The following is a 13999-nucleotide window of genomic DNA, read 5'->3' as shown; positions in this document are numbered from 1 at the left end:
CACACTATGACAACCTTATTAATCAAGAACGCGAAACTTCAAGACCAAGAAGGCTTGAAACAGATTCTGATTGAAAATGGTCAATTTTCTCGCATTCTCGATAATGGCGCGCAAATCAATCATCAAGGCGACATCCTTGATGCTGAAGGTGGCATTGCAGTTACTCCTTTCTGTGAACCGCACATCCACCTAGATACTACTCAAACTGCTGGTGAGCCTAACTGGAACATCTCTGGCACTTTGTTTGAAGGTATTGAGCGTTGGGCTGAGCGCAAAGAACTGCTATCAATCGAAGACGTAAAGTCTCGTGCCAAGCAAACACTGAAATGGCAGATAGCTAACGGTGTTCAACACGTTCGTACACACGTTGATGTGTCTGACCCAACACTCGTTGCGTTAAGAGCGATGGTTGAAGTTCGTGAAGAGATGAAAGAGTGGGTCGACATCCAGATCGTTGCATTCCCTCAAGAAGGTATTCTTTCATACCCTAACGGCAAAGAGTTGCTTGAAGAAGCAGTGAAGATCGGCGCTGACGTTATCGGTGCTATCCCTCACTTCGAATTCACTCGTGAATACGGGGTTGAATCTTTGCATTATGTGTTCGAGCTTGCACGCAAGTACGACTGTCTGATCGACGTTCACTGTGATGAAATCGACGACGAACAGTCTCGCTTTGTGGAAACATTAGCAGCCCTTGCTCATAAGTTTGAAATGGGCGAGAAAGTAACTGCTAGCCACACCACTGCAATGGGTTCGTACAACAGTGCTTACACATCTCGCCTGTTCCGTCTATTGAAGATGTCAGGTATCAACTTCGTGGCAAACCCGCTAGTGAACATTCACTTACAGGGCCGTTTCGACGATTACCCGAAACGCCGCGGTGTAACGCGCGTTAAAGAGATGCTAGCAGCAGACATCAACGTTTGTTTTGGCCACGATGATGTGTTTGACCCATGGTACCCACTGGGCACAGCGAACATGCTTCAAGTTCTGCACATGGGACTGCATGTAACACAGGTTATGGGCTACGACCAAATCAACAACTCACTTGATTTGATCAGCAAGAACTCTGCTCGCACATTGAACATTCAAGACAACTTCGGTATCGAAGAAGGTAAGCCAGGTAGCTTGCTGATTCTTCTTGCTGACAATGGCTTTGATGCAGTACGCCGCCAAGTACCAGTGCAGTACTCAATACGCCACGGTAAGGTGATTGCAGAGACTCAACCAGCGAAAACAAAAATAAATTTAGATCAAACTGAAGATATCAACTTTAAGCGTTAATATCGTCTATACTAATGATCAAAAGGAAGCTGAGATGCTTCCTTTTGTTGTGTTGGACGAAGCGACAAAACTATCACTAAATCAGTGTAAATCTTGTACATTCGCACGGTATGACAAAAAAAAGCACAAATTTCTTAAGCAATGCGTGTACATCTCAAAAGACTGTGTTAACATGCTCTCGCTCTGTTAGCCGGAGTTATTTAAGTTAGATGAATAGTAAAAAATTGACATGTAAAATCGTTACCCGTTTTTGTAAGTAGTTTTTCCTTATTTCTTAGCAATATTAAATAATTCAATTATCAGCGCATTGCATTAAATGCAATCAACAACTTAGAAAATTTATGAATAAGGGACAAATTATGTCTAACACAAATACTGGCACTGTAAAATGGTTTAACGAAGAGAAAGGTTTCGGTTTCATTTCTCAAGACAACGGCGGCGCTGACGTATTCGTACACTTCCGTGCAATCGTTTCTGAAGGCTTCAAAACTCTGAAAGAAGGCCAAAAGGTTTCTTTCGAAGTTGAAAATGGTCAAAAAGGCCTACAAGCAGCAAACGTTGTTGCTCAATAATTAGCTCTTATAGCTAAAAAGAATTTTAAAGCGCTGATTTTTATCGGCGCTTTTTTATGCCTGCTTATAAACATTTCCCCTCTCGATACAGGCTTTCCCCCGTAAACTCTGAACAAATGCAAATCACCAGCCAAGCGTCCTCAACCTAGACTTTCTCAATTAAAGCTCAACGATCAATTTACGTCACTTTTTGTATGCACTTCCCTAGACAACACTTAATTCTCAGTAATCTTTTGATACTAACTCACGCTACGCCGAAAGTTTGATAAGCCCAAATATGGTTAAAGAACAATCCATTAGATTACGCTTATGAATACGCAATCGATATTCATAATAAAAATGAGTTATTTATCCAACCCTCATCCACTAATCATATAATTTTTAAAGCAAAGACCTTCGAAATCCGCTAACCTTGTTCGCAAGTGGCTTAGTTGTTTTGGTATCTGCAGTAAAAATAATGAACAAAGACGAATTTCAGAAATCCACCGCAAATCTAAAAAAAGCGGTGCCTCTTATGATGAAGAACAGGGTGTCAACGACACCTGCAAATTACGCACTTTGGTACACCTATGTCGATAACGCTATTCCCCAGCTGACTCAAGACATGGATGGTGTTTTAGAACACTACGGTATTTGTCCTCCTGCCGTTGGTGAGCAGCTATACAACAATTATGTTGCCAGCAAATCCGAAACCAATATCAATGACCTTCGCGCTAATTTGGAACTGTTAGTTTCTGAAGTTTCCAATTCAATGAATGACACCCTGACCGACACCTCCGCTTTTTCTGACATGATCGATAAAAGCTTCGAGGACTTGGCTCGTGTTGATAATGAAAGCCTATCTATTGATGAAGTCATGTCCTTAGTTCGACAGCTGGTGTCTGAATCCCGTCATATTCGTCACTCTACTCAGTTTTTAAACTCTCAGCTAAACTCTGCAACCTCAGAGATCACCAAGCTAAAAACCCAGTTAGTAGAAGTTCAGAAAGATGCGCTTTTCGATAGTACAACCACACTCTATAACCGTCGCTCTTTCGACCGTGACATAGAAACCCTGTGTGAAGCACAACAATCTTTGTGTCTGATTCTTCTCGATATCGACCACTTTAAAAATTTCAACGACACCTATGGCCACTTGTTTGGCGATATGGTGCTTAAAGCGATCGCTCGCAAGCTGAAGTTAAGTTGCCGTGAAGGTATTTCTGCCTATCGATTTGGTGGTGAAGAGTTCGCGCTGATTGTGCCTAACAAGTCTTTGCGTATTGCTCGTCAACTCGCTGATACCAATCGTCGCTCTCTAGAAAAGCTGTCGATTAAAGATCGCCGCAGTGGTCAACAAGTCGGCAGTATCACTGCATCGTTTGGTGTCGCTGAACTTGAACCCGGCGAATCAGCTCAATCGCTGATTGAACGTGCTGATAAGCTACTTTATGAAGCGAAATCACTTGGCCGTAACCGAGTCATGCCTTTGTAAAACACACCAACAATGCTCTTATCGACATATTAGTCGGCTCGTATTGAGACTAGAAAGCCCCAAAGTTCATTATCTTCGGGGCTTTTTCTTTAGTTGTATAAATTACTTTAGCTAACTAGGATTCACCGTTAGATCTGGAAGCAATAATTCAAGCAGTAGTCTTCACCACTCTTTGCTCTGAACTCTTTATCTTCACTGCATGCCTTTGGTTTACCCTTTGCGTCACCTTGAATCAAACTGATCCAGTGGCGCATCGCTGCAATGGTCTCTTCACGCATTGTGGTTGTTGCTTCCATTGGTGATTGGCCAAACGTGGTGCATGATTCCAACTGAATATCATCAATTTCTACTAGCTCAATACAACCTGTCCCTTTGTGGCAACCAAACATCACCTCTAGGTGGCTGCCACTGCCATCTCGAAACAAGATAGAGTCTGGGTCGTTCTTCTCACCCATGTACGCTACAAACTGCTTAGGGTGCTTCAGACCGCTGTGCTGACCGTCTTTAAAGTAAGCCATAATATGGCGGTAATCGACTACGTAGCTGGTTACGTCTTGATGTGAGCCATTCTCTAGTGGGAATAGTCGATCAAGCAGCTGCTTTGCTTTCACTTGCTTTTCAGTTTGCTGATTAGCATTGATTGTCTCCACGGCAAAGACAGCTTCAGCGATAAATGGCTTTGATTGTTTTTGGATTTCTGTTTTATCGAATGTAAGCATATTCATAGTCTTTCCCTCTTGACCAGTCCGGTGATAACCACCGATTTCTACAGCAAAAATGTGTCCTAGAGCAATTATTCCAAACTAACGTTTAATTTATTTGTCATTTTGTGAATTGCTTAGTTTGTAGATTAGCGCTTTTTTACATACAATTTCACAACAAAAATTTTACAATGTGAATTTTACAAATATGGCCTTGTCAAAAAGTTTAGTTCGTCAGTCACATTTCCTAGGTACGAAAATACGTAACCTAAGAAAACGTAACCATTTAACGATGGAAGACCTGTCTGCGCGTTGTATTAGAATCGACCCAGAATGTGCTCCTTCCGTTTCTTACCTTTCAATGATTGAACGTGGAAAGCGGGTTCCGAGCATCGATATGCTGGAAGTGATTGCACAGGTCTTTCAGAAGAATCCGACGTGGTTCCTCGACGACGAATCTGAACAACAAGCCATTGCTCCTGATAAGGGGAATCGTGGTGGGATAAGTGGCATGGCGCTCGAGCCGAGCTTCCTATTCTCAAACGACATCCTGCAAATTGCGATTCCTGAGATGCTGTCACAAACGGGCATTTCAGGCCGCCAGTTTGCGCACCTCTTGATTCGAGCACACCAAGAGAGCAACCAGAACCACTTCCCTGACCTTGAGCGCGCTGCGGAAGAAGTAGGTTTAAAACGTCTTAACCTCAGCGTAGAAGACCTGATAGACATCGCTAGAAGCCTAGGAATCAACATCCGCTGGGTGACGCGCACGCCGCAAGACGTCGTCGATGAGCTCGGAATTAACGCTAAGCAGTTAGTGACCTCCTTCTTTGAGCCTCCCGGTACTATCTTCTTAAACGAGATTCTTAAAGAGTATCCAACTCGTCTGAAATACGACCTTTCGGTTTATATCGGTCATTGCATTCTGCACAGCAAAGAAGGCCTAAAGAGTGTGTTGTCGGTCGGTAACAACAACACGTGGGACGACAACCAGATATCAGGCTCTTCACAGCTCAACTCCCAAGATATTCTTCAAGCATGGCGAGACTTTGAATCCAGCTTCTTTGCTGGCGCACTTCTGTGCCCGAAAGTCCCGTTTAGGCAGCTACTTGACCGCACTGGTTACGAAATCGACGTTCACAAAAGAGCAGGGGTTTCCCCCTCTGTTGCGATGCGTCGAATGACTGTAGTATCGCCCTACCCTCACTGGCACTACTTTGATGCTTATGGGCCGGGGAAACTCAAGGCGGTATATCGCGGGAACGGGATTCCGCTACCTTGGGGAAATATGAGAACGGTCGCTGACCCATGTCAACATTGGGCTGTGTTCCGTCGATTATCAGAACCTCGAGCGGGAAGCTCGGCTCAAATCTCCATTTTGAACGTGGGTGATGAGCCAAGAATCTACTGCTGTGAATCCATCAATATGACGGATCCTGCGGGTAACAATCGTGTGTTGTGTGCTGGTATAGATCTCAACCCTGCGATTGATGCTCAAGGCGGTAATTCAAGAGACATAGCAGAGCAGCTTAAAGCGTCATGCGTTAACAATGGTGGCTCTGTGGCAATTCCGCGTAACATCAAAAAAGATCTCACGACAATAGCCAAGATTCTAAATATAAATTGGATTGAACGTGGGATTGAGACAGAGGCGAGGCTTATCTGCTCCAGAGGTGGAGAATGCCCACGCCAACCAAGCTGTTACTCTAAGTGTGGTGAGTAAAAAAGTAATAACAAAAAATAGAACCTAAATTTCAGGCAAAAAAAACCAATCACAATAAGGGTGATTGGTCATATATTTTGTGTGAACAAAAAAGGTTCACTAACAACGTCAGTTGGCTAGGTGACCTTCGGCTTAAGAAGGGTCACCATTACTAATGCAGCATGCGTGCCAACTTTTAAAACACGTATTTACTACGCATCTGGACACGTATTGGCCGGATATCCTTGTTTGTTTTGCAAACTGGAATTGCAAATTGCAAAATTCAACAAAAACGCTAGTGATTATGTTATTATTAATGAATAATTAAAGATTCATTACCCTTCCCAAAAATGTCATATTTCCCTTAGATTCAATCACTTTAAACAGCAATAAACCTCCCCTAGCTTACTCAAGCTATACGGTTACTCAACATAAACAACACCCTAAACAACGCCCATAAAAAAACGCGAACATTGAGATTCAATATTCGCGCTTATTCGATTTCTATGACAGAAAGAACTTAACCCACGAGACGCCTTTTTATAAAGCGACTCATGTTCGTTGCTCTTTCAATATCTCAGAAAAGATTACTTCTGAGGAGCTGGCTTAGAACGGCTTCGAGACGGTTTGTTTGTCGAAGGTTTGTTGCTTGTCGGCTTATTTGACGACTTGCTTGGGCCGTAGCTGCCGCCGTAACCAGACTTCTTAGGTTTGCCTGCAGGTTTACCCGCGTTGTTTGGCTTACCAGTACCGTTAGATTTACCCGCACCGCTTGGTTTGCTCAGAGTGTTCTGAGCACCTGCGTTATTTGCAGCAGGTTTATTGCCCGCACTACCGCGTTTAAAGTTGCTGCCGTTGTTTCTTACTGATTTATCTTCAGTTGTCGCAGCTGAGTTGTTTTCAGCAGGTTTCTTACCAGATGTCGGCTTACGCTTTGGAGCCGAACCATTACCAGCTACATGACGCTTGTTCTTACCTGCTGGCTTGTGCCCGCGAGCGTTATCACCAGAGCGTTGACCATCAGCATGTTCACGTGGCTGTTTTGCTTTCTTCGGTTTCTTAGGCTTGATTGGACTCGAATCCAACCGAGACTCAGGTAACTTATTTACTGGAGAGAAACCTTCCAGTTCACGACGCTCTAGCACTTGTTGAATCAGGCGTTCAATACCGAACAGCTCACCCACTTCATCAGCACAAACCAATGAAATCGCTTTACCTACTTCACCTGCACGGCCAGTACGACCGATACGGTGTACATAGTCTTCTGATACATGAGGAAGATCGAAGTTAACTACTTGAGGCAGTTGCGGGATATCGATACCACGAGCGGCGATATCAGTTGCAACAAGTACTCGTACCTTACCTGTTTTGAAGTTCTCTAAGGCTTTAGTACGTGCACCTTGGCTCTTGTTACCATGGATAGGTGCAGCAGTGATGTCTTGCTCTTCAAGGAAGCGAGCAAGCTTGTTCGCACCGTGTTTCGTCTTGCTGAACACCAACACTTGTTGCCAATCGTTATCTTTGATTAGCTTCGCTAGCATTGCGCTCTTTTTCTTTTTGTCTACTGGGTAGATGCTTTGCTCAACCGTTTTTGCCGTCGAGTTTGCAGGGCTTACTGAAATCTCAACAGGATTGTTCACTAAGCCTTTCGCTAAGCTGCGGATATCATCAGAGAACGTCGCTGAGAACAGTAGGTTCTGACGCTTCTTAGGCAAGAAAGCTAAGATCTTACGAATATCGCGGATGAAACCCATGTCTAGCATGCGGTCCGCTTCATCTAGCACTAGGATTTCTAGTTGGTCGAAACGCACTGCATTTTGGTTGTATAGGTCAAGGAGACGACCAGGTGTTGCCACCAACACGTCACTACCTTTACGCAGTTTTTGCATCTGAGGGTTAATCTTCACACCACCAAACACTACCGTCGAAGTCAGCGGTAAGTTAATACCGTACTTCACTACGCTGCCATTCACTTGCGCAGCAAGCTCACGAGTTGGCGTTAGCACGAGCGCACGAACTTGGTTCTGACGTACGCGAGTACCTTTCGATAACATTTCAAGAATAGGTAGCGTGAAGCCTGCAGTTTTACCTGTACCTGTTTGAGCAGCGGCCATAACATCTTTGCCCGTTAGGACAGCTGGCACGGCTTTCTCTTGTATTGGTGATGGCTTATCGTAACCTTGTGCTTCAATAGCTTTAAGGATCGGTTCAGAAAGGCCAAGGGAGGTAAAACTCATAGATTATTTTCTCAGTTGAATAACATTTAGTATGAGCAACACGTTAAAAAGTGCGTTGCTTCAGCTTTTGCTCATCAAATACATTGATACGGAGCAAAGCGCGGTATTCTGAGGCTTTTCCCCCCATTCAGCAACTAAATTCTAATCGCAGCTAAAATTCAACCTAGATAACTTGTCGCTTCTGTTCGTACATTTTTTCATCAGCGGCTTTCAAGAGCGCATCGACATCATTGTAGTTACTATTGTGAATAACCCAACCCACACTGATTCTGAGATAAATAGAGTGCGCTTCGTACACAACTGGCGCCGAGCATATCGCCTTTCGTAGTTTAGTCACGATTGAAGATACGTGTTGATCATCGATAATGCGTGGCAACAAGACCAAGAACTCATCACCGCCTATCCTTGCAACGATATCTGAAACACGCAGCTCACTTCTTATGCGGTTAGCACACTCGATCAATACCTGATCGCCTGCCGCGTGACCATAAGTGTCGTTGATTGCTTTAAACCCATCGAGGTCGATATTTACAACAGCAAAGGTTCTCGCTCTCTGTTTTTGAGTGGTTTTGAAGGCCTGCTTGAGGCTATACATGAAGTATCGACGATTCGGTAACATCGTTAACTCATCATGCATAGAGCGGCTATCTGCAATGCGGTAAAGGCGATAAATAGTAAAGAAAGCAAACGCCAGCACTAATATTATGGAGTAGCCCACCAGCCTTACCGCTTGGATGCGATACCAAGGCTCATCCATCAATACATGTTCGTTACCGGAGAGAGCAAGGTACCAACCCCCGTATGGAAAACTCACCTGTTCAGTGGCAAACGCATTATCGAACACATCCTGAGTACCATAAAAGACAGCGCCATCTTTCCCTGAACTGTTTGCACCACGAATTGCTAATTCATACTTGTTCTCGATCTTGCCGATTCCAACATCTTCAAACAGCTCATCTAAACCGATAACAGCACTGGAGACACCCCAATAATCTTGATTAAAAGGCGGATCTCGGAAGATCGGAGTACGTGTAATGAGGGCTTGCCCACCTTGAAACAGCTCAAAAGGACCAGCAATAAAGGTGTTGCCAAGATTACGGGCTATCTCAACAGACTCCCATTGATTTGGGTGATCACGATAATTAATACCGAGAATCTGCTCATTACCTTCCATCGGGTAAACAAAATTTAGAATGTCGTCTTTGGCGAGTCCGATAAGTCGAATATGGAAGCCATCTTGAATGATATTCTCTGCAATCTTATCCCAATTTTTTACCTCTCCATCGGGGTTGATGGTCACTAAGGTCGAGAAATTATTGAGGATATACATATCTGACACGATCGCGGCTTCAATCCGAGAACGAATAATGGATAGTTGCTTTTTTGCCTCTGAATACGATTCGTTTTTAAGAAAAGTTAATTGCTTGGCATGAAAGAACTCAATTGCGCTTACTATCGCAAGAAAAAAAAGAAAAGCTACTACTCTGGCAGACCACTGCTTGCTAGAACCACTTGGCATTTACGAACCTCTAACACTATTGTTCTATATACTGCCTTATAACGGCTCATTTCTGGCTTATTGCTCCAGTATGCCGCTAAGTCATTAAAAATCCATACTAACGTCGACTATCTATCAAATATTGGGTGATCCATCACTTCAAACTTCTTTACTAAACGAATGGTTTAATCAAAAAGGGTTAGTGAACCTTATAAAGCTTACATTGTATTGACTCAACGCTTACATTAAAGGATTCATCAATGTTATTTTACATAGACTAATAATCAGCTTGGTACCTCACGACATGAAGTTAAAAACTATCACACTGTGTACATTGCTATCAGCCTCGGTTGCCGTTCACGCACAAGAAAACGTTCAAGCGCCAACCGCAGTGAACGTTCAATCCCAAGCAGATTCGCTCAATTCTCAAGAACAATCTTTCAAGCAATCTGCAGACCTAATTCGCACCACCTACGAAAGCCAGCTTTACACCCTGCCTGCATTCAAAGAAGGTCACTACGGGCTGCGCATGTATCGTCAAACATTAGACGATAAGTATTCAGCGGCGGTGTGGAGCGACATGGCTCGAGTGGCAAGCAAGCTCAGCACCCTGTCGAATGACGTTCAAACCATGGAACAAATCGTACTCTACTCAGAGAAGCGAGTTGCATCTTATATTGGTGATAACGATGAGCGCAGTATTCGACGCTACAACATCACCAAGCACATGCCTGAATACCTTTACCTTGGTGTTGACCTTCTAGGCTCTATGGCTCGTGCTAACGAATACGGTTTAGAACACAAGAACGATGCCAAGCTACGCGAAATCATTCGTCGCTATGACTTCTCACGATACGTGACCAATGAAGACATGGTGAAAGCGTGGGCCGCTCAATTAGCGAATCAGGTTTACTGGTTGCGCCAACTGGGTGAGCAGGATGTCGTTGATGAGTTTGTCGATACCTTCAAAAAAGCGTATCCAGACGATAAAGACAAAAAACTCTCAAGCCAGCAATTCGGCAATAAGATCTATGGTATGACACACGTCATCTTCGGCGACTCAGAATATTACCAACATCAAGTAAGCGAACAAGACCATCAATGGATCTACGATTACTTTAGAGAAAACATCGATACGATTCTGCTGCGTGCGAAAGAAGATGTGATTGCTGAGGTTGGATTAACCTTCTTATTGGCAGGTTTAGAAGATGACCCAGTTCTAGAGAAAACTCGACTCGCGATTCAAGCTTCAATCGATGAGAAACAAGGCATGATCCCTTCAATTACTGGCGATTTTGACCTTGAGTACGGTGAACACCGCAACGTATTAGCAATCATGCTACTCGATTGGCAGCAAGTGAATGAAGCGCCGACTTATGAAGGCAACCCTAAGGTGTTTACTAACATCCCTTACGGACTCATTAAAAACCAACCACCGAAGAACTAGCAACATACCTAGCCTAGGTTCATCATAGAACCCAAAAAGCCTCATACCTTTCAAGGCTGCGGCTTTTTGCTGTTTACTACGTCAGTACTCGTATCAAAAGTTGTTAATATCAAAACCTGCGTAAAGATAAAAACAAAGACGACATCAAGCTCCTGACACGGCTTTGTTCATCACTATCGTAAAATCCCCTTCTGCGTAGCCCTCCGTTAAAGAGACATCATCGCAGAGCGTTTTACAGAAACGATAGACACCTTGAGGGTGATAACTCATCAAGGTATTACGCGAAGGATACTGGCTTGAGTTGAGAAGATTAAAAATCACCGTCTGATTCGCCAGTTCATACATGCGAGTAATCATGTTTGTCAGATAATCAGAATCACGACAGATGTAGTTCAGTGAACCACTAGCGATGACAATGTCGTGCGCCTCAAGGTTCATTTTGCTCATATCACCCGCCAAAAACTGACAACGATCTTCTGTGTAGTTTTGCTTCGCCTTCTTAAGAAAGCCTGCGAGTTGGTCAACGCCGGTATAAGATTGAATACGATAGATGCTGTCGAGCAGTTCAAACAGCTCGCCATAGCCGCAACCCAAATCTAAAACACTCTTCTTTTCGAAGTCCGCCGCACGAGCGATTACTTCAAAGCGACACAATTGACTCTCTTCGCTAGTCCAACCTAAAGCTTTAGCCTTGTCGCCATTCGAGCGGTTAGTTTGTTTCCGATGATAGCGATACACCTTCCAACGATCGAGCCAGTGCATTCAAATCAGCCCTACTTCAATGAACATCAGCACACCTTGATAAGATTAAGCTTTAGAACTTGAAGAAAAGAGCCCACCGATTTTATAACCGATCGCATAGCAAACCACGGCGACAGTAACAAACACCAATGCCGAGAAGAAATACGCTACAGACGCTGCGACACCAGCCCCCCACACCACGCTGAACACCAAACCGAGATAAGCCTCTTTTGGCCACTGGTAGATAGGAAACTGAGCGCCGCCAGCAATTAGGTAAACCATCGCAAACAAGCCAATGAAGGTAACAATAAGACCGATGAGAACGCGAATGTTCATGGAGAGACCCTTGATTAATTTAGCTTGGTTGCCATTGTTCCTAATCGAAAGCGGATATGCTTAGTCGGAACCGAATGTTCTCAATCGAAATCGAATGTTCTTAATCGAAGCCGAATGTTATTAATCGCAACCTGATGATATTCAAGTATATCGGATAAAAGGAACTGGCTCTATTACTCTTCCGAGTGAGCTTTTACTCACGATAGACAAATCACAGTCGACGGCCAAAACCTGATTTCGCCTGATTAACAGGCACAAAAAAGCGGACACCCTCCTTACGTTAACTCCGTAAGTAAAGTGTCCGCTTTAACTGAATATAGCTTAAAGCAGGATGAAAATACCCGCTAAGCATGCACTCATTAGGTTTGTTAGCGTACCAGCAGCTACAGCTTTCAAACCTAAGTTTGCAACTTCAGCACGGCGCTCTGGTGCCATAACACCGATTGAACCTAACTGAATCGCGATAGAACCAATGTTAGCAAAGCCACATAGAGCAAAAGTCACGATCACTTGGCTGTGTTCAGATAACAGAGCTTTGTTCTCAACGAAGTCGATGAAAGCAACAAACTCGTTCATAACGATCTTCTGACCGATGTAAGAACCCGCCATCAATACTTCGTCACTTGGGATACCGATCAGCCATGCAAGAGGCGAGAACAGGTAACCAAAGATAGCTTGTAGCGTAATACCCGCAAAACCGAACGTTTCACCTAGGCTTTCTAGGCCAGTGTTGACCATCGCAATCACACTCACGAATGCAACCAACATAGTACCAACCGCTACCGCAACCTTCATACCGTTCATCGCGCCGCTTGCCAATGCATCAATCACGTTGCTTTGGTCAGCTTTATCTAGTTCGATATGGTCGTAATCACTTGGTGTGCTGCGCTCAGGAACAATGATCTTCGCCATTAACAGACTGCCCGGAGCCGCCATAAAGCTTGCAGCGATAAGGTATTTAAGCTCAACACCAAGGCCAGCATAACCACCAAGTACACTACCCGCTACCGACGCCATACCACCTGCCATTACAGCAAACAGTTCCGAACGAGTCATAGACTTTAAAAAGGGACGAATAAGAAGAGGAGACTCACCCTGAGAAAGGAAGATATTACCTGTAGCAACCAGAGATTCAGCTTTACTTGTACCCAGCAGTTTTTGCACCGCTCCGCCCAAGATTTGAATCACTTTCTGCATAACGCCTAAATAATAGAGCGCAGAGATCAAAGCACTGAAGAAGATAATGATTGGAAGTACGCGAATCGCGAAAATGAAACCTTCAGTAGCCAGATCACCAAATAGGAAAGCGATACCAACGTCTGCAAAACCAAGCAAACTCGAAACGCCATTGCTTAGGCTTGTTAACGCCAGTTGTCCCCAAGGGAAATACAATACTAAGGCTGCAAAACCGATTTGAAGTAATAGTGCACGAGAGACCGTTTTCCAGTTAATTGAAGAACGACTTTCAGATAACAGGTACGCGCAAGCAATCAGTGCAAGAACACCGACAAAACCAAATAGAATATTCATAATGTGTCCTAGTAATCCTTAAAGAGTGAACATGAGCCAAGCAAATGACATCAAAGGAACAGGACAAAGAACCGCAAGCAAAACGCTACGCGATGAAGGAGCTAACAGGGTTAGCGAATGTAACAACGAGTTGTTCATGTAAAAAATCACCTTATACAAGCAGTGGAACGTAGCTGGTCCGGTCCGTGGGGTCATTCACATATCCATGTGACGGCTTGTATTGGCTAAGCACCGGCTTAAAACCGGAAGAGAAGTATAAACAGTTAAGTGAGACTTTCATCACATTTTTTAACGCAAACGATCGCGCGATCAAGGATTAAGCAAAATGTATTGTTTGTCGTCGTTTTCGAGCTTCAAAACTGTAAACAATCTGTAGGGAGTTGAATTTGTAATGTTAAGTCTTTAAGTGTGTGAGCGTAATCACTCGGTTAATTCTGTGTGATTCTTACTACTTTTCTGGGCTTTGTTTCCTAATTG

11 protein-coding genes are annotated in these 13999 nt (G+C 43.9%); 5 read left to right on the top strand and 6 right to left on the bottom strand.

Annotated features, from left to right (window positions below):
• Positions 1-6: 6 nt before the first annotated feature.
• From AB4585_RS12880 to AB4585_RS12870, 3 genes are all read left to right on the top strand, one after another.
• Positions 7-1284 carry a cytosine deaminase gene (locus tag AB4585_RS12880; protein WP_372169991.1) on the top strand — a complete coding sequence of 426 codons (1278 nt, stop codon included), beginning with the start codon at positions 7-9 and terminating at the stop codon, positions 1282-1284.
• A gap of 359 nt (positions 1285-1643) precedes the next feature.
• Complete coding sequence (locus AB4585_RS12875) at positions 1644-1856, top strand: cold-shock protein (protein WP_004740083.1); 213 nt, start codon at positions 1644-1646, stop codon at positions 1854-1856.
• A 457-nt stretch (positions 1857-2313) separates the two neighbouring features.
• Positions 2314-3330, top strand: coding sequence for a GGDEF domain-containing protein (locus tag AB4585_RS12870; RefSeq protein ID WP_017060611.1), 1017 nt, complete (start codon positions 2314-2316; stop codon positions 3328-3330).
• 128 nt (positions 3331-3458) lie between these two features.
• Here AB4585_RS12870 and AB4585_RS12865 read toward each other — a convergent pair whose 3' ends face one another.
• Positions 3459-4055: a malate synthase gene (locus tag AB4585_RS12865; protein ID WP_017060610.1), complete on the bottom strand. Its 597-nt coding sequence runs from the start codon at positions 4053-4055 to the stop codon at positions 3459-3461.
• A gap of 169 nt (positions 4056-4224) precedes the next feature.
• On the opposite strand from AB4585_RS12865, the gene AB4585_RS12860 reads away from it, so the two are divergent.
• Positions 4225-5754: a DUF3612 domain-containing protein gene (locus AB4585_RS12860; protein WP_082153947.1), complete on the top strand. Its 1530-nt coding sequence runs from the start codon at positions 4225-4227 to the stop codon at positions 5752-5754.
• Positions 5755-6320: 566 nt separating this feature from the next.
• On the opposite strand, the gene AB4585_RS12855 is transcribed toward AB4585_RS12860, so the two are convergent.
• Positions 6321-7970, bottom strand: a complete 1650-nt coding sequence (locus AB4585_RS12855) for a DEAD/DEAH box helicase (RefSeq protein ID WP_372169989.1) — start codon at positions 7968-7970, stop codon at positions 6321-6323.
• 163 nt (positions 7971-8133) lie between these two features.
• Entirely contained in the window at positions 8134-9489 is a 1356-nt protein-coding gene (locus AB4585_RS12850) for a diguanylate cyclase (RefSeq protein WP_371725202.1), read from the bottom strand.
• 283 nt (positions 9490-9772) lie between these two features.
• Between AB4585_RS12850 and AB4585_RS12845 the strand changes: the two genes are divergently transcribed.
• Positions 9773-10915 carry a DUF3541 domain-containing protein gene (locus tag AB4585_RS12845; RefSeq protein WP_017060606.1) on the top strand — a complete coding sequence of 381 codons (1143 nt, stop codon included), beginning with the start codon at positions 9773-9775 and terminating at the stop codon, positions 10913-10915.
• A 144-nt stretch (positions 10916-11059) separates the two neighbouring features.
• Here AB4585_RS12845 and AB4585_RS12840 read toward each other — a convergent pair whose 3' ends face one another.
• The 3 genes from AB4585_RS12840 to AB4585_RS12830 form a co-directional block, all read right to left on the bottom strand.
• A complete protein-coding gene (locus AB4585_RS12840; protein WP_372169986.1) occupies positions 11060-11677 on the bottom strand; it encodes a class I SAM-dependent methyltransferase in 618 nt (205 codons plus the stop codon).
• Between the two features lie 45 nt (positions 11678-11722).
• Entirely contained in the window at positions 11723-11992 is a 270-nt protein-coding gene (locus AB4585_RS12835) for a hypothetical protein (protein ID WP_017064869.1), read from the bottom strand.
• A gap of 321 nt (positions 11993-12313) precedes the next feature.
• A complete protein-coding gene (locus AB4585_RS12830; RefSeq protein ID WP_372154988.1) occupies positions 12314-13522 on the bottom strand; it encodes a NupC/NupG family nucleoside CNT transporter in 1209 nt (402 codons plus the stop codon).
• Between the last annotated feature and the right edge of the window lie 477 nt (positions 13523-13999).

It is taken from the genome of Vibrio sp. 10N.222.49.C9 (genome assembly GCF_041474985.1).
Lineage (GTDB): Bacteria > Pseudomonadota > Gammaproteobacteria > Enterobacterales > Vibrionaceae > Vibrio > Vibrio crassostreae_C.
Note: the sequence above shows the minus strand (reverse complement) of the source record. Positions and strands in the feature narration are given on the sequence as shown.